The organism is Salinispora pacifica CNR114, from assembly GCF_000514775.1.
GTDB classification, from domain to species: Bacteria; Actinomycetota; Actinomycetes; order Mycobacteriales; family Micromonosporaceae; genus Micromonospora; species Micromonospora pacifica.
Genome location: NZ_AZWO01000001.1, coordinates 194,447 through 214,246, shown reverse-complemented (window position 1 = coordinate 214,246; position 19,800 = coordinate 194,447). Strand labels below are relative to the sequence as shown.

General features: G+C 73.5%; 16 protein-coding genes. 3 read left to right on the top strand and 13 right to left on the bottom strand.

Translation table 11 applies throughout. The features are described from left to right. Positions 1–46: 46 nt before the first annotated feature. From B118_RS0101065 to dapE, 5 genes are all read right to left on the bottom strand, one after another. Positions 47–3,511: an ATP-dependent helicase gene (locus B118_RS0101065; RefSeq protein ID WP_028192274.1), complete on the bottom strand. Its 3,465-nt coding sequence runs from the start codon at positions 3,509–3,511 to the stop codon at positions 47–49. Next, positions 3,508–6,960, bottom strand: a complete 3,453-nt coding sequence (locus B118_RS0101060) for an ATP-dependent helicase (RefSeq protein WP_028192273.1) — start codon at positions 6,958–6,960, stop codon at positions 3,508–3,510. The genes B118_RS0101065 and B118_RS0101060 overlap by 4 nt, the downstream gene beginning before the upstream one ends. Positions 6,961–7,104: 144 nt before the next feature. Then, positions 7,105–7,650, bottom strand: a complete 546-nt coding sequence (locus tag B118_RS0101055; protein WP_018222736.1) for an LOG family protein — start codon at positions 7,648–7,650, stop codon at positions 7,105–7,107. Between the two features lie 2 nt (positions 7,651–7,652). Further along, complete coding sequence (locus tag B118_RS0101050; RefSeq protein ID WP_018222735.1) at positions 7,653–8,504, bottom strand: LOG family protein; 852 nt, start codon at positions 8,502–8,504, stop codon at positions 7,653–7,655. 49 nt (positions 8,505–8,553) lie between these two features. After that, positions 8,554–9,627, bottom strand: coding sequence for a succinyl-diaminopimelate desuccinylase (dapE, locus tag B118_RS0101045; RefSeq protein WP_018222734.1), 1,074 nt, complete (start codon positions 9,625–9,627; stop codon positions 8,554–8,556). 24 nt (positions 9,628–9,651) lie between these two features. On the opposite strand from dapE, the gene dapD reads away from it, so the two are divergent. After that, the gene (dapD, locus tag B118_RS0101040; RefSeq protein WP_018810115.1) at positions 9,652–10,611 is read left to right on the top strand and encodes a 2,3,4,5-tetrahydropyridine-2,6-dicarboxylate N-succinyltransferase; all 960 of its coding nucleotides are present in this window, start codon (positions 9,652–9,654) and stop codon (positions 10,609–10,611) included. 6 nt (positions 10,612–10,617) lie between these two features. Here the strand turns inward: dapD and B118_RS0101035 are convergent, their stop codons facing one another. The 5 genes from B118_RS0101035 to fdxA form a co-directional block, all read right to left on the bottom strand. After that, complete coding sequence (locus B118_RS0101035; RefSeq protein WP_018222732.1) at positions 10,618–11,265, bottom strand: nucleoside/nucleotide kinase family protein; 648 nt, start codon at positions 11,263–11,265, stop codon at positions 10,618–10,620. Continuing rightward, positions 11,265–11,903, bottom strand: coding sequence for an SIMPL domain-containing protein (locus B118_RS0101030; RefSeq protein ID WP_018222731.1), 639 nt, complete (start codon positions 11,901–11,903; stop codon positions 11,265–11,267). Before B118_RS0101030 ends, B118_RS0101035 begins: the two co-directional genes overlap by 1 nt. A gap of 116 nt (positions 11,904–12,019) precedes the next feature. Next, entirely contained in the window at positions 12,020–13,060 is a 1,041-nt protein-coding gene (locus B118_RS0101025; protein ID WP_028192272.1) for a prephenate dehydrogenase, read from the bottom strand. A gap of 17 nt (positions 13,061–13,077) precedes the next feature. Then, positions 13,078–14,184, bottom strand: coding sequence for a succinyldiaminopimelate transaminase (dapC, locus tag B118_RS0101020; RefSeq protein WP_272945061.1), 1,107 nt, complete (start codon positions 14,182–14,184; stop codon positions 13,078–13,080). Further along, positions 14,181–14,507 carry a ferredoxin gene (gene fdxA / locus B118_RS0101015; protein WP_018216902.1) on the bottom strand — a complete coding sequence of 109 codons (327 nt, stop codon included), beginning with the start codon at positions 14,505–14,507 and terminating at the stop codon, positions 14,181–14,183. The genes dapC and fdxA overlap by 4 nt, the downstream gene beginning before the upstream one ends. Positions 14,508–14,586: 79 nt before the next feature. Here fdxA and B118_RS0101010 point away from each other — a divergent pair, with 79 nt between their 5' ends. Further along, positions 14,587–15,549, top strand: coding sequence for a GNAT family N-acetyltransferase (locus tag B118_RS0101010; protein ID WP_028192271.1), 963 nt, complete (start codon positions 14,587–14,589; stop codon positions 15,547–15,549). 6 nt (positions 15,550–15,555) lie between these two features. Here the strand turns inward: B118_RS0101010 and B118_RS0101005 are convergent, their stop codons facing one another. From B118_RS0101005 to mshB, 3 genes are all read right to left on the bottom strand, one after another. Beyond that, positions 15,556–16,023, bottom strand: coding sequence for a hypothetical protein (locus B118_RS0101005; RefSeq protein WP_026185711.1), 468 nt, complete (start codon positions 16,021–16,023; stop codon positions 15,556–15,558). An 81-nt stretch (positions 16,024–16,104) separates the two neighbouring features. Next, complete coding sequence (locus B118_RS0101000) at positions 16,105–16,548, bottom strand: hypothetical protein (protein ID WP_018222726.1); 444 nt, start codon at positions 16,546–16,548, stop codon at positions 16,105–16,107. 11 nt (positions 16,549–16,559) lie between these two features. Beyond that, on the bottom strand, positions 16,560–17,540 hold the full coding sequence (gene mshB / locus B118_RS0100995; protein WP_018810121.1) for an N-acetyl-1-D-myo-inositol-2-amino-2-deoxy-alpha-D-glucopyranoside deacetylase: 981 nt from the start codon (positions 17,538–17,540) through the stop codon (positions 16,560–16,562). Positions 17,541–17,625: 85 nt separating this feature from the next. Between mshB and B118_RS0100990 the strand changes: the two genes are divergently transcribed. Next, positions 17,626–19,761 (top strand): S9 family peptidase, encoded by a 2,136-nt coding sequence (locus B118_RS0100990; RefSeq protein WP_018222724.1) that lies wholly within the window; start codon positions 17,626–17,628, stop codon positions 19,759–19,761. Positions 19,762–19,800 lie beyond the last annotated feature (39 nt).

Below are 19,800 nucleotides of genomic sequence, written 5' to 3'. Positions count from 1 at the left end.
GCCGGATGCAATCGACATTCGGACCCATCCGCCGCTGATTACTGACTCAGCCAGCGCTGGTTCCCTCCGCCCCACGTTCCGGGACCGAGGCGATCAGCGCGGTGAGACCCACCGCGTCAAGCAGGTCCACCGGCCGCACCGTCACCCCGTCCCGGACGTAGTGAAACGCCGCACCGACCTGCGCAACCGAAACCCCCGCCAGCTCCGCCCAGGCCAGGCGATAGACCGCGAGCTGCACCGCTGCCGCGGCGGCGGCCGCTCCGGTGGGCTGCCGGCCGGTCTTCCAGTCCACCACGTCGAACCGTCCGCCGGGCCGACCGAAGACCGCGTCCATTCGGCCCCGGACGACCACCCCGGCGATCACCGTCGCGAACGGCACCTCGGCCTCGACCGGCGTCCGATCCGCCCACTCACTGGCCAGGAAGTGTTGCTGGAGTTCGGTAAGCGCCTCGTCCGGTGCGGCGTCCGCGTCCGCCGCACCGGGCAACTCGTCCACATCGAGTAGCCGGCCAGCCCCGAACCGCTGCTCCAGCCAGGTATGGAAGGCGGTACCCCGACGGGCGTACGGATTTGGCTCGGTGGGCAGCGGGCGACGCAGTGACCGGGCCAGGGCCGCCGGGTCCCGTCGCAGCGCCACCAGTTGGGTGACCGAGAGCGCGGCGGGCAGCACGACCTCGATCGGGCCGGTCTGTCGGGTCAGCTCGGCCCGCTCGGCGAGCAGCAGATCGGCCTCCCGGCGCCAACGCGCCACCTCCGGGTCGTCGCCACCCAGGTCGTCGCCACCCGGGTCATCGCCACCCAGGTCGTCGCCACCCGGGTCGCTTACGCCCGGCACCGGAGGGCCGGCCACAGCCACGCCGCCGGCTGCCGGACGGGTCGGCACCCCAGCGGTCAAGTAGCGCCGCACCAGGGTTGCCGCCTCGGTGAGCGCCGGTCGACGGGCACCCAACGGGTCAGCCGGCCACTCCGCCCGGAGCACCACCTCGGTCGTGGGATTCACCGCGTCTGGGGCGGGCTCCGCGGCCCACTCGTCAACCACCTGGCCAGCGCCCCCGTCCCGGCAGGCCTGATGCAGGTCCCGTAGGAGCGCGGAGGGGCCCCGCGGGCGTTTGGTGCCCTCCCCCCACCAGTACCCGGAGCAGAGCAGCAGCCGGCGGGGACGAGTCACCGCGACGTACGCCAACCGCCGCTCCTCCCGCTCGTCGTGTGCCCGCCACGCTGCGGTGAAGTCCGCCAGAGCCTGCGCCACCCCGCGCTGTTCCTCCGCCGCGGCCAGCGCCAACACCGGCAACCCGGCAGCGTCGCCGCGCAGCGGGAACGGCAGCACCCCCAGCCCGCCCAGCCAGTGATCGGAGTTGCGCACCGGACCCGGCCACACCCCGCGACTCAGCCCCGCCACCGCCACGATGTCCCACTCCAGGCCCTTGGCCGCGTGCGCGGTGAGAACCTGCACCGCCCCCTCGACCACCTCCACCTCGCCGGGGGCGAGCCCACGCTCCTCGTCCTCCGCCGCCGCCAGGTAGGCCAGGAAGGCCGAGAGCGTGGCACCCGGCGTCTCCCCGCTGAACCGGGCCGCGACGTCACCAAGCGCATCCAGGTGCCCCCGGGCCAGCCCAGCGTCACCGGCCTCGTCCCGGCCGGCGCGCACCGCCACCTCCACATCCAGGCCGATCGTCCGCTCGACGTCCGCGAGCAGGTCTGGCAGCGACTGGTCCAGCCGGTAACGCAGCAGACCCAGTTCCTGGGCGGCGGCGCGGAGCCGGGCATAGCCCTCCGCCGAGTACGCCGGCGCCGGCCCCAGGTCGGCCAGGGCCTCCACCAGAGTCGCCTCGTCCAGCACATCCGGGACGATCTCCGGCTCGTCATCCGCGGCGAGCTGCCGGCGTGCGGCGGCGATGGCCCGAGCCCGACGGTGTAGGGCCACCAGGTCCCGCGGCCCGATCCGCCACCGGGCACCGGTCAGCAACCGAAGCAGCGCCGCCCCGTCGGTCGGGTCGGCCAGCACCCGCAGGGTGCAGACCACATCCCGCACCTCCGGGGTGTCCAGCAGGCCGCCCAGCCCCACCACCTCGACCGGCAGGCCCCGGGCCCGCAGCGCCGACTCGATCGCCGGAATCTGGCTGCGCAGCCGGACCAGCACCGCGGTGGTGGGACGCGCCACGACCGGAAGGTGCTCGGGCAACACCCCGGGCATCCCCGCCGCTCCCTGCCAGGCGCGCAGCAGGCTGTCGGCGATCCAGTTCGCCTCGTCCGCGTAGGTGTCCAACAACGCGCAGTGGACGGTGCCGGCAGCCACCCCGCGGGGGGTGCGGTGCGGGATCGGCTCCTTGACGCTGAGCGCGGCACGCAGCTCCGGCACCCGGGCGCCGGCGGCGCGGAGCGGGGTGGCGAGGGCGTTCGCCACCGCCAGAATCTCCGGTCGGTTGCGCCAACTGGTGGTCAGGGTACGTACCTCGGCCGGAGCGCCGTCGGCCTGGGCGAACTCGGTGCGGAACCGGTCGAGGGTGCCCGCACTCGCCCCACGCCAGCCGTAGATCGACTGGCAGGGGTCACCGACCGCGGTCACCGGGTGCCCGCCACCGAAGAGCGCGTTCAGCAGCACCACCTGGGCATGGCTGGTGTCCTGATACTCATCGAGCAGCACCACCCGGTAGCGGTCCCGCTCGAGCTCACCGACCACCGGGTGGTCCCGGGCAACCCGGGCCGCCCGAGCCAGCTGGTCGGCGAAGTCCATCGCCTCGAAATCCTCCTTGCGCCGGGCGTACGCCCGGACCAGCGGCAGCAGCTTCAACCGGACCTGCGCGAGGGTGAGCGCCCGGCGCACGTCGGCGTAGACCCGGCCGGGGCGGGACTGCACGTCGGCGAAGAACCGTCCGGTCCAGGCCGCCAGGTGGTCCGGCTCGACCAGGTGCTCGTCCAACTCGCCGGCCAGGGCCAGCACCGCGTCGGTGATCGTGCTCGGCATCCGGTCCACCTCGGACATGTCGCCGTCGTAGGTACGCACGATCAGGTCAACGAGTTGCCAGCGGGACGCCTCGGTGAGCAGCCGGGTGGCGGGCTCGTACCCGGCGCGCAGCCCGTGTTCGGTCACCACCCGCCCGGCGTACGAGTGGTAGGTGGCGACCGTCGGCTCGCCGGACAACGGATCGTCGAGCGGGTGTCGCCCGTTGCGCCCGAGCCGGCGAACGAGCTGGCCGAGCCGGGTCCGGACGCGGTGCGCCAGCTCCCCGGCGGCCTTGCGGGTGAACGTCAGACCGAGCACCTGCTCCGGTTGGACGTACGCGTTGGCCACCAGCCAGACCACCCGGGCGGCCATCGTCTCGGTCTTTCCGGAGCCGGCGCCCGCGACGACGAGCAACGGCTCCACCGGGGCGGCGATGATTGCCGCCTGTTCCCGGGTGGGCGCCGGCAGTCGCAGCAGCTTCGCCAACTCGACCGGGGTGTACCGGGGCCCGGCATCGGCCCGACGGGGAGTCGGGGTCGCCGCGCTGAACAGGGTCGGCTGGGTCACGGGCCCTCCGGTGGGCGAGTGCTCGGTGGTTCGACGACCTGGCGCCCCTGCCCAGACACCGGGCAGCTGGTGCGCACCGGGCAGACTCGACACTTCGAGTTGGCGACCGCGGCGAAGGTGGCGGCGGCCATCGTCTCGGCGGTCCGCCGGACCAGGGCGGTCGCCCAGCCGGCCGCCGGCCCCTCGCCGGCCGGCGGTTGGGCCTGTTCCCGGGCTTCCTTGGTGCCGGTGCCGAGCTGCACCAGGGATGCGCCCCCGGACTCGGTCCCGAACTCGGCGAACGCGCCCGCCTCGACCGCCGCCTGGTACGCGCCCAGCTGCGGATGCTCGGCGAGGTCCGCTGCGGTCACCGCGGTCGACTTACCGGTCTTGAGGTCAACCACCACGAGCCGGCCGTCCGGGTCAACCTCCAGCCGGTCCACCCGGCCGACCAGGTCGACGGGGTGGCGTGGGTCGTCCAGCCGGACGGCGAACTCGTGCTCGATGGCGAGCAGCCGACGCGGGTTGGTGGCCAGCCAGCGCAGCAGCTTGTCCACCATCGCCTCGGCGCGGGCCTGCTCCGGGCCGACCAGCCAACGGGCCGCCAGCTCGATCGCGTCGAACCGGGCCGCCACGTAGTCGAGCAGCGCCCGCCGGTCCGAGCTGGCGTTCTCAGCCAGCATCGCGGCGGCGTGCACCAGGTTTCCCACCCCCTGCGCCGCGCTTGCCGGCGCAGCACCGCCGTGACGTTCGAGCAGCCAGCGCAGGCTGCACCGCAGGGCGCTCTCCATGCCGGACGGGGTGACCCGCACCGGCTCGCCGTCGGCGGCCAGCGGCCGTTCGTCGGAGAGCGGACGCAGCCCCCACCAGTCATCCGGGTGCGCCCCGGCGACCCCCTCGGCGGCGAGCCGGGCCAGCTCAGCCGCGGCTGCCCGCCGCCGGGGCACCGACGCGCTCGGGTCGGTCACCGCGGTACGCAGCTCGGCCACCAGCGACGCCAGCGTGAGCGCCCGGGGCGGCCGGCTGAGCGGCAACGTGGCCACCCGGGCGTCGTCCGGTCCTGCGCCCTGGTCGGCTCCTACGCCTCCATCCGGTCCCGCGCCCGCGGCCGGTGGCGCAGCTCCGTCCGCGCCCGCGCCCTCGGTGGGTGGTGGGTCGGCCACGTCGAGTTCGTGCAGGAACCGGCTCGGCTGCTCGTCGTGGTCATCGCCACCGACGGCGGCGCTGGCCACGGCGCTGACCAGCAGCCGGCGTCGGGCCCGGGTCACCGCGACGTGGAAGAGCCGCCGCTCCTCGTCCAACAGGGCCGAGGTCTGGCCAACGACGGAGACCCGCCGCCCCTCGCCGGCCGAGCGGCCGGCGAGCACGTCCACGAGGCGCTCCGATCCCAGCAGACTGCCCCGCAGCCGCAGGTCGGGCCAGACGCCCTCCTGCACTCCGGCGATGGCGACCAGATCCCACTCCAGCCCCTTCGCGGCGTGCGCGGTGAGCAGCCGGACCGCGTCGCCCCGGTCAGCGGTCGGGGCGAGAGTGTCGGCGGGCAGGTCCTGCCCGAGCACGTGATCGAGGAAGACCTCGACCCGCGCCCCGGGCAGCCGGTCGGTAAACCGGGCGGCGGCGTCGAAGAGCACCAGCACCGCGTCCAGGTCCCGGTCGGCGGCCTCGGCGCGACGACGCCGGGCGATCTCCCCCTCCCCGGCCGCCGCCGGCGTGCGGGCCAGCGCCGCCGACCAGAGGTCGGCGAGGCCACTGGCCCGCCACACCGCCCAGAGCACCTCCTCGGCGGTGGCACCCGGTCGGGCGGCCGCCTCCCGGGCAACCGCCAACAGACCGGCCACCGTCTGCGCCGGCTCCGCCCACCGGCGGTCGATGCCGGCCAGTTCGGCCGGGTCCCGCAGCGCCTCGACGATCAGCTCGCCGGAGGGTCGGCGGTCGCCGGCGGCCAACGCCATAACCCGCAGCCCCTGCCGCAGCCGCCGTTCCGCCAACGGATCGGCCCCGCCCAACGGTGAGTGCAGCAGGGCGACGGCCGCCTCCTCATCGAGCCGGTCCGGGGCGAGCGCACAGCGCAACAGCAACAGCAGCGGGGCAACCGCCGGTTGCAGGTGCAGCGGCAGGTCCTCGCCGTGCACGACGGTGGGCACCCCGGCGGCGTGCAGGGCACGCCGCAGCGAGGGCAGCGCTCGCCCGGTGGAGCGCACCAACACGGCCATCTCCGACCAGGGCACCCCGTCGAGCAGGTGCGCCGCCCGCAGCGCATGCGCCAGCCAGGCCGCCTCACTGGCGGCCGAGCGGAACGTATGGACCTCCGCCGTGCCCACCGCCGCTGCGGGTAACGCCCGGGGCCGCCGATGCGTAGCCGGGCCACGCAGCCGGCGGGCCAGCCGCGCGTGCGCCGCCAGCAGTCGGGGACCGGCCCGGTACGACGTGGTGAGGACGACCCGCGCCGCCGGCGCCCCGGAGGCGGTCCGGAATCGGTGCGGGAAGGTCACCACACCGGCCGGGTCGGCACCACGGAAGGCGTACGTGGAGGAGTCGGGGTCGGCGAGGACGACCAGCGCCTTGCCGCCCCCCGCCACCGTCGTCAGCAGCTCCTGCTGGGCTGGGTCGGTGTCGGCGTACTCGTCCACGTAGACGTGCGCCAGTCGGCGCCGCTCCGCGGCCAGCAGCGCCGGATCGTCGAGCAGCATTCCGGTGGCGGCGCGGACCAGTTCGGCCGGATCGTAGGCGATCGAGCCGCGGTTGCCGACATCGCGCAGCGCCAGCACGGCGACGTACTCCCGGAGGAACCGGGCGGCGGCCGGCCAGTCGGCCCGGCCGAGCTGCTCACCCAGCCGAGCCAGCTCCACCGGACCGACGCCCCGCTCGGCGGCCCGCATCAGCAGGTCCCGCAGCTGGCTGGCGAAGGCGCGGGTACGCAGGGCCGGGCGCAGGTCCTCCGGCCAGCCCACCGGATCGGCGTCCGGCTCCTCGCCCACCAGGTCCAGCAACTCCCGAATGATCAGATCCTGCTCGGGGCCGGTGAGCAGCCGGGGCGAGGGTTCGCCGCGCTCCGCAGCGGCCCGACGCAGCAGCCCGAACGCGTACGCCGGGAAGGTGCGTACCAGTGGTTCCCGCAGCACCCGGTGGCCCGCGCCGGCGATCCGGGACTCGATGCGCTGACGCAGGCCGGTTGCTTGTCGACGACTGAAGGTGAGCACCAGGATGCGCTCGGGATCCACCCCCTCGGCCACCCGCGCGGCAACCGCCTCGACCAGGGTGGCGGTCTTGCCGGTGCCCGGCCCACCGAGCACCAGCATCGGCCCGACGGCGTGTCCGATCACCTCCGCCTGCCGGGGGTCGTCGAGCCGCTCGCCCAACCGATCGTGCTCGCCCAACCGATCGTGCTCGCCCAACAGGGCACGGTCGCCCGCCGGAGTGAACGCCCCCGCCGGCCCGCCGGACCGGCGTACCAGCCGGTATGCCTGCATCCCCTCATCCCACCAGATCCGGCCGACAGATCCACATCCGCCCACGCCCACCGGACGCCCTGACCTACCGTGCCACGCCGGCGGGGCGGCGAGGCCGGGGCTACCGCCGACCTGGCCACAGCGCAAGACCCCGGGCGGTGGCCCTCAGCTCAGCCGGGACTCCAGGAGATCGAGGGCCGCGGGGACAGTCGCCACGACGGGGAGCAGTTCCAGGCCCGCCGGCTTCAGGAAGGTCTGCTTGGCCAGACCACCCAGCCAGTCGAAGAGCGGGCGGTAGAAGCCGTCGGCGTCCACCAGCGTCATCGGCTTGCCGTGCAGCGTCAGGGTGGCGGTCGTCCAGACCTCGAAGAGCTCGTCCAGCGTGCCGAGGCCACCGGGGAGGGTGAGGAAGGCATCCGACTTATCGATCATTATGGTCTTACGGTCAGCCATCGACTCGGTGACCAACAACTCGTCGGAGGCGAGGTCGGCGACCTCCAGATCGACCAGGGCCTGCGGGATCACGCCCAGCGTCCGCCCGCCGGCGGCCCGTGCGCCGGCCGCCACCGCCCCCATCATCCCGACCCGGCCACCACCGCTGACGAGCGTGTGACCCCGACGGGCCAGCTCCGCGCCGGTCTCGGTCGCCAGGTCCAGAAAGCGTTGGTCAAGCGTGCGGGAAGACGCGCAGAAGACACAGATCGCTGCCATGGTCAGCCCCGCCCCCCCTCGTCCGCCGCGGCCCGCTGCTCGGCCGCGGTGACGGCGACGGACTCCTCGCGGATCGCCTCCTGCTCGGCGGAGAGCACCGCCTCCGCCTCGACGATGTGCCGCACGGCCGCGTTCACGTCGTCGGTGAGGCAGATCAGATCAAGATCAACAGCCCCGATCTTACCCTCGACCGCCATCGTGTCCCGCAGCCAGTCGAGCAACCCGCGCCAGTAGTCAGCGCCCATCAGCACCACCGGGAACCGGGTCACCTTGCCGGTCTGCACCAGGGTGAGGGCCTCGAACAGCTCGTCCATCGTGCCGAAACCACCAGGAAGCACCACGAACGCCTGGGCGTACTTGACGAACATGGTCTTCCGCGCGAAGAAGTACCGAAACTCGATCGCCACGTCGACCCAGTCGTTGATGCCCTGCTCGAAGGGGAGCTCGATGCCCAGGCCGACGGAGAGCCCGCCGGCCTCGCTGGCCCCCCGGTTCGCCGCCTGCATCACCCCCGGCCCCCCACCGGTGATGACCGCGTAGCCGGCCCGGGCCAGCGCCCCACCCAGCTCCTCGGCCAGCTGGCACTCCGGGCTGTCCGGCAGGCTCCGCGCCGAACCGAAGACGCTCACCGCTGGCTGCAGGTCGGAGAGGGTGTCGAAGCCCTCGACGAACTCGGAGAGGATCCGCAGCGCCCGCCACGCGTCCCGGGTCTTCCAGTCACTGCGCTGGCGGGAGTCGAGCAGCCGCTGATCGGCGGTACTGCCGCCGATCACTGACCGACGTGGTGCCCCGGTACCCCGGTGCTGGTCCCGCGGGGCCGCGCCGGCCGCCTCCCGCCCGTTGCTCTCACTCATGCAGGCAACCGTAGTGGAGATGCGCCGACGGGCGGGCGGACAGGGCCGTTCAGGCGACCGAGAGCCAGCGACGCAGCACCGCCGCACCGTCGCGGATCTTCCCGATCTCGACGTGTTCGTCCGGGTGGTGGGCGAGGTTGGGATCCCCGGGGCCGAAGTTCAGCGCCGGGGTGCCCAACGCCGCGAAGCGGGCAACGTCCGTCCAGCCCAGCTTGCCGATTGGTGCGGTACCGACGGCGGCCAGGAACTCCTGCGCCGGCGCGGCCTCCAGCCCCGGCAGCGCGCCGGCCGCCAGGTCGGTGATCGCCACCTCGAAGTCGGCGAACACCTCGCGCACATGCGCCTCGGCCTGCTCCGGGCTGCGGTCGGGGGCGAACCGGTAGTTGACCTCGACCGTGCAGCGGTCCGGCACCACGTTGCCGGCCACCCCGCCGTTGATGCGCACCGCGTTCAATCCCTCGCGGTACTCGCAGCCATCGACCGTCACCCGGCGGGCCTCGTACGCCCCGAGCCGGCGCAGCACCTCCCCGGCGGCGTGGATCGCGTTCACGCCGTGCCAGGAGCGCGCCGAGTGCGCCCGTACGCCGCTGGTGCCGACGGTCGCCCGCAGCGTGCCCTGGCAGCCCGCCTCGACGATCCCGTGCGTCGGCTCCAGCAGCAGCGCGAAGTCGGCCGTGAGCCACTCCGGGTGGGCCTCGGAGACGAGGAAGAGACCGTTGTACGTCGACTCGATCTCCTCCGCCTCGTAGAAGAAGTACGTCACGTCGTACCGCGGCTCGGTCAGGCTCACCGCGAGGTGCAACGCGTACGCGACCCCGCTCTTCATGTCCGAGGTGCCGCAGCCGTACATCAGGTCGCCGCGCACGGTGGCGGGAAAGTTGTTGTTGATCGGGACCGTGTCGAGATGGCCGGCGAGCACCACCCGCTGGTCCCGGCCGAGGCTGGTACGGGCCATCACGGTGTTGCCGTACCGATAGGTGGTCAGGTGCGGCACACCGCGCAGCACATCCTCGACACAGTCCGCGATCGCCTTCTCGTTTCGGGAGACGGACTCGATGTCGACCAGGGCGCGGGTCAGGGCCACCGGATCAGCGAGGACCTCGGGGGTCAACGGGTTCTTCATAATCCGCACGGTACCGTCACAGAGGTGACCACTACGCAGTCTGCCTGGGGCATCGGCCTGGCCACCGTAACCGCTGACGACCAGGTGCTCGATACCTGGTACCCGACCGGCAAGCTGGGCCTCGGCGAGTTGCCGCTGGTCCCGGGCGAGGATGAGGCGGATGTCCTCGACCTGCCGCCGGGCGCGGTCGGCGACCGGGCGCTGCCGGGTCTGCGGACCGTCCAGCTGGTGACCGTCCTCGGCTCGCTGGCCGACCCGATCAAGGACGCCGCGGACGCGTACCTCCGGCTGCACCTCCTCTCGCACCGGCTGGTGCGGCCCAACGAGCTCAACCTCGACGGCATCTTCGGCAAGCTGGCCAACGTCGCCTGGACCTCGGCCGGACCCTGCCCGCCGGAGCGGGTGGACGAGCTGCGGGTCATCGAGCGGTCCGCCGGTCGCCACCTGAGCGTCTACGGGGTGGACAAGTTCCCCCGAATGACCGACTACGTGGTGCCCTCCGGGGTCCGCATCGCCGACGCGGACCGGGTCCGGATCGGCGCCCACCTCGCCTCCGGTACGACGGTGATGCACGAGGGCTTCGTGAACTTCAACGCCGGCACGCTCGGCGCCTCCATGGTCGAGGGACGCATCGTGCAGGGCGTGGTGATCGGGGACGGCTCCGACATCGGTGGTGGCGCCTCGATCATGGGCACCCTCTCCGGTGGCGGCACCGACAAGGTCCGCATCGGCGAGCGAAGCCTGATCGGCGCGAACGCGGGCGTGGGCATCTCGCTCGGCGATGACTGCGTGGTCGAGGCGGGCTGTTACATCACGGCCAGCTCCAAGCTCACGCTGCCGGACGGCCGGGTGGTGAAGGCCCGCGAGCTGTCCGGCGTTGACGGTCTACTCTTCTGGCGCAACTCGGTCACCGGCGGGCTCGAGGCGAAGCCGCGCACCGGGCAGGGCATCGCGCTGAACGCCGCGCTGCACGCCAACGACTGACGGGACTCAGCCCGGCGGTGGCTCGGCGAGGCGCACCACCAGGTCAGCCCGGTGCGCCGTGCTCGCCACCAGCGCGGCGTTCACCTCGTCGGTGCCGCCCGCCCAGGCCCGGGCCTGGGCGGGCGAGCGCCCGTACGTTTCGTGCCGCGCGGTGAGCCGGCGCCGCCGCTGCTCCGCATCGAGATCCAAGAACCACACCTCGTGCAGCAGCGGCCGGACCTCCTCCCACGGCCAATCCGGCAGCAGCAGGTAATTACCCTCGGTAACCACCAGCCGGACCGACGGCGGCACCTCGACCATCCCGGCCACCGGCTCCTCCCACTCCCGCCGGAACTCCGGCGCGTAGACCGAGGTGGGCTCGGGGCGCCGCAGCCGGCGCAGCAGCGAGACGTAGCCGTTGGCGTCGAAGGTGTCCGCGGCGCCCTTCCGCTCCGCCCGGCCCAACCGGACAAGCTCGGCCTGCGCAAGGTGGAACCCGTCCATCGACACCAGCCGGGCCGCCGGCCCAACGGCGGCGACGATCTGCGTGGCCAGGGTGGACTTACCCGCGCCGGGAGCACCGGTGATGCCCAGCAACTGGCGGGAGCCGGTGTCGGCGAGCGCGCGGGCCCGCGCCACCAACTCGGCGACAGGTACCACTCGGGCCGACCCCATCAGCGGAGGACCGGCTCGCTGATGGTGAACCGTGCCTGCACCGCCGCCTGCACCGACTGGGGTCGCGGGTCCAGATCGAGCTCGGGCACCCCCTCGGCAGTGGCCGAGTAGGGCCGGGCGGCCAATGTGGCTGGCCGATCGACGCCAGCGTCGGCGAGCTCGACCAGCGCGGTCACCCGGGCGCCGAGGGCCTCCGCGTACTCGTGGGCCCGCCGCAGCGCGTCGGCGATCGCCGCGTGCCGGGCCTCGCGGTAGACCGGGCTGTCCGGACGCAGCGACCACCACGGCCCCGACACCTCGACCTGGTCCTGGTCAGCCAGGCGCAGCAGCAACTCGCCCAGGGTGGTGAAGTCGGTAACCGTGACGGTGGTGCGCACGCTGCCGTGATATGCGCGCACCCGTTCCCCCGAGCGGCGTAGCTCCGGGGAGACCCGCAGCTCGCCGGTCTCCCGCCGCTCAATCATCGAGCCGTACCCGTCGAGGAGCACCCGGACCGCGGCCGCCCGCTCGGCCAGCCGGCTCAGTGTGGCCTCCCGGTCCCGGTCCCGGGCCAGCACGGCCACGGCGAACCGGGCCCGCTCCGGCGCGACCTCCCGGAAGGACTCCCCGCGAACCGCCACCACCGGTCCAGCCACCATGTGCACACCCTAGCGGCGATCCGACGGCGCCGGCAGGCCCACCGGCCGCGCGCCACGCCCAACCAGGCCGCGCGTCACGCCCAACCGAGCCGCGCGCCACGCCCAACCGCCGCGCGTCACGCCCGACCTGGTTGCGGCAGCCCGGCGGTGTAGCAGACCCGACCCTCACGCAGCTGACAGCCGCCCAGATAGCCGCCGGCCGCGCCGACCTGCCGAAGCCAGCCGACCTCCGCGGTGTGGTCCCCACCGACCGGGAACTCACGGACCTGGACGGCGTACGCCCGATCGGACAGCAGGCGCCGGATCGCCCCCGCCTCGTCGTAGCGCGCGGTGAGCCGCTCCCGGTCATCGGAGCGCAGGGCCTCGACCAGCTCGTCCAGGTAGGCCCGCACCCCGGTCAGCTCCCGCAGCACCTCGTCCCGGTTGCCCAGCAGCAGGTTGGCCGTCCGCTCCGCCGGGGTGGCCGCGACCCGGGTGCCGTCGCGGAAGCTGCCGGCGGCGAGGGCGAGAACGGCATCCGGTGCGGCTGCCCGACCGCTCGCCCCGGCCAGCGCCCCGGCGAGCAGGTGCGGCACGTGCGACGCGAGGGCGACGGCCCGGTCGTGCGCGGCCGCGGCCAGCGGCACCACCCGAGCCCCGAAGACAGCCAGGAGCAGCCCGGTGAGCCAGCGGAACGGGGCCGTCGCGGGCCCCGGGCACAGCACCCACGCGGCGCCGTCGAGGAGCGTCGGCCTGGCCGCCGCGAGCCCGGCGAACTCGGCGCCCGCCATCGGGTGCCCCGGCACGAACCGGTGCAGCAGACCGAGGCGGGCCGCTACCGCGGCCACCTCGGCCTTGGTACTACCCACATCGGTGAGGACGCAGTCGGGCCCGCTGGCCGTGGCGACAGTCGACAGGGTGGCCGGCAGGGTCGGTAGCGGCCCGCACAGGAATACCAACTCCCGTCCGGCGACCGCCGCCTCAATGGTCTCCGGGACCGGCACTCCCCGCTCACGCGCCTGGTCCCGGGTCGTTGGGTCCGGGTCCCAGCCGGTGACGTCCAGCCCGGCGTCGTGGAGCCGAAGCAGGATGGACCCCCCGATCAGACCGGTCCCCACGACCGCGGCCCGGACCCCGCGGTACGCCGCCCCGGCCGCGGTGCTCCCAGCATCGGTCACGGTCGCACCCGCCGCTCTCAGCCGACCAACCGGTCGGCGACCGCCGCCACGTGCTGGTCGGACGCGGTCAGCGCCACGCGGACATGTCGAGCGCCGGCGGGCCCGTAGAGGGCGCCCGCCGCCACCAGGATGCCCCGCCGGGCCAGCCAGTCGACCGTGGCCCAGCAGTCCTCATCCCGGGTCAGCCACAGGTAGAGGCCGGCCTCCGAGTGCTCGACGGTGAACCCGGCGGCGGTGAACGCGGCGCGCAGCACGGCCCGCCGAGCCCGGTAGCGCTCCCGCTGCTCGGTGGCGTCCCGCTCGTCCGCCAGGGCGGTCACCATCGCGGCCTGCACCGGCGCTGGCATGATCATCCCAGCGTGCTTGCGTACCTTGAGCAGCTCGGCGACGAGCGCCGAATCACCGGCGACGAAGCCAGCCCGGTAGCCGGCGAGGTTGGACCGCTTGGAGAGCGAGTGCACCGCCAGGACGCTGTCGTACGAATCTCCGCAGACCTGCGGCGACAGCACCGAGACCGGCTCGGCCTCCCAGCCGAGCGGTAGGTAGCACTCGTCACTGGCGACGACCGCACCGCGCTCCCGGGCCCAGTCGACCACCTTGCGCAGGTGGGGTGCGGGCAGTACCCGCCCCGTCGGGTTCCCCGGCGAGTTCACCCAGACCAGGCGAACCCGGGGGGTCGGACCGAGGGCGGTCAACGAATCAGCCCGCACGACAGTCGCCCCGGCGAGCCGAGCCCCGTCCTCGTAGGTCGGGTACGCCACCGACGGCACCACGACCACGTCCTGTGATCCGATCCCGAGCAGCGTGGGCAACCAGGCAACCAGTTCCTTCGACCCGACCACCGGAAGCACGCCGAGCCCTTCCGGGTCGGCACCGCAGGCCCGCGCCGCCCAGGCCGCCATCGCGGCCCGCAGCGCCGGCGAGCCGGCGGTCAGCGGGTACCCGGGGGCGTCCGAGGCGTCCGCCAGCGCCTGCCGGATCGACGGCGGCACCGGGTCAACCGGCGTACCGATGGAGAGGTTGATCAGGCCCCCCGGGTGCGCCGCGGCCAGAGCGGCCGCGGCCTCCAGGGCGTCCCAGGTGAACTCCGGCAGCCGAGCCGAGACCGGCGTGGGCCGGTTCAGTTCGCCTCTCCACGTGGCGCCTGCGCCGCGACGAAGGTGGCGTCCTTCTCCACCTTGCCGATCTTCGAGGCGCCGCCGGGCGAACCCAGGTCCTCGAAGAACTCGTAGTTGGCCGCGGTGTAGTCCTTCCACTGCTCCGGCACGTCGTCCTCGTAGAAGATCGCCTCGACCGGGCACACCGGCTCACAGGCACCACAGTCGACACACTCGTCGGGGTGGATGTAGAGCATCCGGTTGCCCTCGTAGATACAGTCGACCGGGCACTCCTCGATGCAGGCCTTGTCGAGCACATCCACGCACGGCTCGGCGATGATGTAGGTCACCGATCTTCTCCTCCGCAGACACGCCGCGATCATCCGCGACGGGTATGAGCCTAGTATCTCGTCGGGGAGGAGGTCGATCGTGCTCCAACCAGAGGATGTGGGACAGCGGGTGGTGGTCCGCCGAATTGTGGGGATTCGCGCCGGCCGGCCCCGCTTCTCCGATGCCCTCGGCGAGTTGGCCGAGCTGAGCGAGAGCCATCTCACCCTCGTCACCGCGCAGGGTCGGCTTGTGGTGCCGAGGGCCGAGGTCCACCGAGCGCGACGAGTACCCCCCTCCCGCCGGCCGGCAGCTGCCGCGGTGGCGACGCTGGAGCACGCGGCCGACGCGGCCTGGCCCGCACCGACCCGGGCCCAGCTGGGCGGCTGGCTGCTGCGCAGCGCCGACGGCTGGACCGGCCGCGCCAATTCGGCGTTACCCGTCGGCGACCCGGACCGGCCGCTGCCCGCCGCGATCGACGCGGTGCAACGCTGGTACGCCGACCTCGGTCGACCCGCCCTGATCAACACGCCGCTTCCGCTCGCCGCGCCGGTCAGCGCGGAGCTCGACGCCCGGGGTTGGCGCGGCGGCTCGCCGGTGCTCGTCCAGACGGCACCGCTGGCCGCGCTGCCGGCCGCCCGGCCCGACATCGCCGACGTACCGCCGGTCGAGCTGACCGCCGCGCCGTCGACGGACTGGCTGGCGGTCGCCGCCAACCGCAAGGGCGACCTGTCGGCCGCCGCCCGGCACGTACTCACCGCCGTGCCCCAGATCCGCTTCGCCCAGGTACGCGTTGCCGGCCGGCTGGTCGCCATCGGCCGGGGAACTGTCACCGGGGCGGACCGTTGGCTGGGCCTCAGTCTGATCGAGGTGACGCCCGAGGCACGCCGGCGAGGGCTGGCCCGGCAGGTGGTCCGCGCCCTGGCCGACTGGGGTACGGCGGCCGGCGCGACGAAGGCCTTCCTCCAGGTCGAACAGGACAATGCCGAAGCGGTGCCGCTCTATCGAGCGCTCGGCTTCACCACCCATCACACCTACCGAACCCGAACCGCACCTGTCGACTGACCCGGGTCAGCGGCGGACCGGCTTCTGCGGCTTCGCCGCCTTCGACTCGGCGTACCGCCTCAATGCCTGGGAGCGGTGGTCCAGGCCGAGCGCGACGGCCAGCAGATAACCCAGCAGTACCCCGACACCGGTGACCGCGGCGTAGAGCCAAATCTGCGCGAAGAAGGTCCCCGCACCGTCACCGAACGGGTTCTTCCCCACCAGCAGCGGCCCGACCAGTATGGTCAGCGCCAGCGCGACGCCGACCGCGGCGGCGATATCCGCCCCCCACCCGGCGGCAGGCCGGCGTCGGCTCCAGACGAAGGTGACCGCGGCCAGGCCCACCCCGATCACCACGAACATCCCGAGGGACACCCGATCAGCCGCGGTCGTGTCCGCATCGTCGAACCCCACCCAGATAATCAACCGAGCGACCATGTTCACCACGAACAGCGCACCCGCCAGCCCGCCGGCCACCCGCCACCGCTGCCTCATCGCACCCTCCCGCCATACCGCCCGCCACCACTCGTACGGGTCGTCCTGGCAGGAATGTCTACCACCGGAGGACGGGTGCCGTCAGGCCCCGGGCCGGCCAGTCGGCGGGGCGGCCAGGATCTGCCGGAACCCCAGCACCGCGAAGGTCATTGCGCCGGCCACGACGAGCAGCAGGTCCACCCAGGTGCCGGCCAGCAGCACGTCCCCCTCCGAGGTGCGGATCCCGGCGACTGCGACCAGGAAGAACCACGGCACGGCGGGCAGCGCCACCGCCCACCGGCGTCCGACAGTAGCCAGGGCGAACCAGCTCAGGGCCACGTTCAACCCGACCGCGACCAGCACGGTCACACCGATCAGATGGTCGCCGACGCGCAGCGGGGCGAGCAGGAGCTCCAGCACCGCGCTGAGGGCCCCGCCGGCGACGGCCAACACGCCGCCGGTGAACCGCAACGCCCGGTTGGCCAGCCGGGCGTTGCCCCGAGCCGGCGGCGGAGCGCTCTCGTCGGGCAGCACCGACACCGGCATGGCGGGAAGACTCACCACTGGCCGGTCGCGCCGACCGGGGCCCGGTTGACGCCGTCGGCGCGAGTCCGGTCCGAGCCCTCCCCGACCGAAGCCCGGTCGTCCGAGCCCGCCCCGACCGGCAGCCCGGCGAAGAGGTCGTCCTCCCACCCGTACGGGCCGAAGCCGGGGCCCTTGTCACCGCTGGCGAGGGTGTAGTACTCCACCCCCATGAACTCGCTGCCGAAATTGCCGGCGATCGAGTACAGCCAGGAGTTGTCCGGAATCTGGGTGGCGTGCGCGCGCATCGCCGCCTCCTTCGCGGCGTGCTGCCCGCTCGCGTCGATCCGGGCGGCGATGCGCTCGTCCGGCGTACAGAACGGCAACTCCACCGCCTCCTGGATACCCGCGAACGGGTTGTCCGACGAGCCGGCGAAGTGGGTCATCCCGGCCTCCAGCACACTGCGCGGCATCGCCGTCCAGTAGACCTTCGCCGGAGCGAACCCCTCGGCGGCGGCCAACTCGTGTGCCCGCATCGCCACCCGGTGGGCCTGGATGTGATCCGGATGGCCGTAGAACCCGTTATCGTCATAGGTGACCATGACCTGGGGCCGAAGCTCCCGCATGAGCTCTACCAGCTGCCCGGCGGCTACATCGAGATCGGCCTGCCAGAAGGCGCGCGGGTGCTCGTTGGTGGCCAGGCCCATCATCCCGGAGTCGCGATAGCGGCCGGCGCCACCGAGGAATCGGTGGTCGGTGACCCCGAGCGCGCGGCAGGCCGCCGCCAGCTCCCCGATCCGGTAGCCGCCGAGTTGGTCAGCTTCGGCCGCGGCGAGCTGCGCCAGCTCCGGCACGTGCACCTCACCCTCCTCACCCAGGGTGCAGGTGACCAGCGTGACGTGGGCGCCGGTGGCCGCGTAGTGGGCCATCGTCGCGCCGGTGCCGATAGCTTCGTCGTCGGGGTGCGCATGGACCAGCAGGAGCCGGCGATCGGGCAGTGTCGTCACGTCCGTCACTCTATCCGGCGGTTCTCGCAGCCGACCCGGATGCGTCCGGGCAGGTCCGCCACATCACCCACAGCACCGCCCTACGATCCGACGTGTGGACTTTCCGGAGCTGGCCGCACGGACCCGTCGGTTCCGCCACGGAGCGCCGCGGGCGATCTCGGTGGCCGACGACGGCTCCCGGGTGCTCTTCCTTCGCTCCAGCGGGCCGACGGACCCCACCGAGGCGCTCTGGCTCCTCGACGTCGACACCGGGCAGGAGCGGCTCGTCGCCGATCCGGCGGCGCTCCGGTCGGAGGATGCCGACGACCAGCTCAGCCCGGGAGAGCGCACGCTGCGGGAGCGGTTGCGGCTGAGCGCCGCCGGCATCGGCTCGTACGCCCTCGACTCGGCTGGCCGGGTGGCGATCTTCGCTCTCGGTGGCCGGCTCTTCCGGGCCGACCTGATCCACGGGGACGTGGTCGAGGTGGCCGCCGCCGGCCCGGTGCTCGATCCCCGCCCCGACCCGACCGGGCAGCGGCTGGCGTACGTGACCGACGCCGCGGCCGGGGTCCGCCGGGGCGAGCTTCGGGTGGTCGAGCACGACGGCACCGACACCATGCTCGCCGGCGAGGACGCGGGGGTCATCTGGGGGCTGGCCGAGCACGTCGCGGCAGAGGAGTTCAACCGGTTCCGGGGCTACTGGTGGGCGCCGGACGGCCGCTCGGTGCTCGCCGCCCGAGTAGACGAGTCCCGACTGGACCGGTGGCACCTGCATGATCCGGCCGAGCCGGCGACCGCGCCGACCACCGTCGCCTACCCCCGGGCGGGCGGAAACAACGCCGAGGTCAGCCTGCACCTGCTCGACCTCGACGGCGGCTGGGTCGACGTGCACTGGGACCGGGAGACCTACCCGTACCTGACCGCCGTGCACTGGACCGACGGCGGACCGCTGATCACCGTGCTGCGCCGCTCCCAGCAACACGGACTGGTGCTCGCGGTGGACCCACGCACCGGGGAGACCCAGGTACACGCCGAGCTGGCGGACCCGCGCTGGGTAGAGCCGGTCCCCGGCACTCCCGCCCACCTGCCGGACGGGCGGGTGCTGGTCGGCGGGGAACTGGCCCACGACGGCTACGACGCACGGTGCCTCTTCGCCGACGGAACGCTGCTGACGCCGCCGTCGCTCTACGTGCGCCGGGTGGTGGGCCGGCTCCCGGCCCGCTCCGGCACCGGAGCGGCCGACCTGCTGGTGGAGGCGGCCGAGGGCGAGCCGAGCGAACAGCACCTGTTCCGGGTCCGCACCACGGTCGGCGGCGGGATGGACCTCCGCCGGATCACCCCGGACTCCGGCTGGCACGTCGGTGTCGTGGGCGGGGACGTGTTGGTGGTGGGCAGCGCCTCCCTGGACCACCCGGGTCTGCGCTGGACGGTCTGGCGCGGTGACCGGGAGGTGGCGACGCTGCGGTCGTTCGCGGCCACCCCACCGTATGCTCCGCTGCCATTGTTGGAGCGGGTGACCGATCGGCGGCTGCCGGCGGCGGTGCTCTACCCGGAGAACCACGTCTCCGGCCGCCGACTGCCGGTGCTGCTGGACGTGTACGGCGGCCCCGGCCACCAGGAGGTGCTGGCGGCGCGGTCGGCGTGGTTGGAGCGGCAGTGGTGGGCCGACGCCGGGTTCGCGGTGGTCGTGATCGACAACCGTGGTACGCCGGGGGTCGCGCCGTCGTTCGAGAAGGCGATCCACCGGCGGGTGGCGGACATGGTCCTCACCGATCAGGTGGAGGGGCTCACCGCGCTCGCCGACAAACATCCGGACCTGGACCTCGACCGGGTGGCGGTGCGGGGCTGGTCGTTCGGCGGCTGGCTGGCGGCGCTGGCGGTGCTGCGCCGCCCGGAGCTGTTCCGGTGTGGGATCGCCGGGGCGCCGGTGACCGACTGGAGCCTGTACGACACCGCCTACACCGAACGCTACCTGGGCCTGCCCGAGGACGGGATGGACGTGTACGCCCACCATTCCCTGGTGGAGTTGGCCGCCGCCACCGAGCAGGCCCGGCCGCTGCTGCTGGTGCACGGGCTGGCCGACGACAACGTGGTGGCGGCGCACACGCTGCGGCTGTCGGCCGCGCTGGTCGCCAACGGGCACCCGCATTCGGTGCTGCCGCTGACCGGCGCGACACACATGGCGGCGGGCGGTGTCGGTGAGCAGCTGCTGCGGTTGGAGCTCGCCTTCCTCCGTACCCACCTGGGATGAGCACCACCCCCGGCGGGTACGGAGAATCGGGTCAACCCG

Excerpts from the sequence above, each read along its gene's own strand:
- B118_RS0101060 (WP_028192273.1), bottom strand. The coding sequence starts at position 6,960 with ATGCAGGCATACCGGCTGGTACGCCGGTCCGGCGGGCCGGCGGGGGCG.
- B118_RS0101055 (WP_018222736.1), bottom strand. The coding sequence starts at position 7,650 with ATGGCAGCGATCTGTGTCTTCTGCGCGTCTTCCCGCACGCTTGACCAA.
- B118_RS0101050 (WP_018222735.1), bottom strand. The coding sequence starts at position 8,504 with ATGAGTGAGAGCAACGGGCGGGAGGCGGCCGGCGCGGCCCCGCGGGAC.
- dapE (WP_018222734.1), bottom strand. The coding sequence starts at position 9,627 with ATGAAGAACCCGTTGACCCCCGAGGTCCTCGCTGATCCGGTGGCCCTG.
- B118_RS0101035 (WP_018222732.1), bottom strand. The coding sequence starts at position 11,265 with ATGGGGTCGGCCCGAGTGGTACCTGTCGCCGAGTTGGTGGCGCGGGCC.
- B118_RS0101030 (WP_018222731.1), bottom strand. The coding sequence starts at position 11,903 with ATGGTGGCTGGACCGGTGGTGGCGGTTCGCGGGGAGTCCTTCCGGGAG.
- B118_RS0101005 (WP_026185711.1), bottom strand. The coding sequence starts at position 16,023 with ATGAGGCAGCGGTGGCGGGTGGCCGGCGGGCTGGCGGGTGCGCTGTTC.
- B118_RS0101000 (WP_018222726.1), bottom strand. The coding sequence starts at position 16,548 with ATGCCGGTGTCGGTGCTGCCCGACGAGAGCGCTCCGCCGCCGGCTCGG.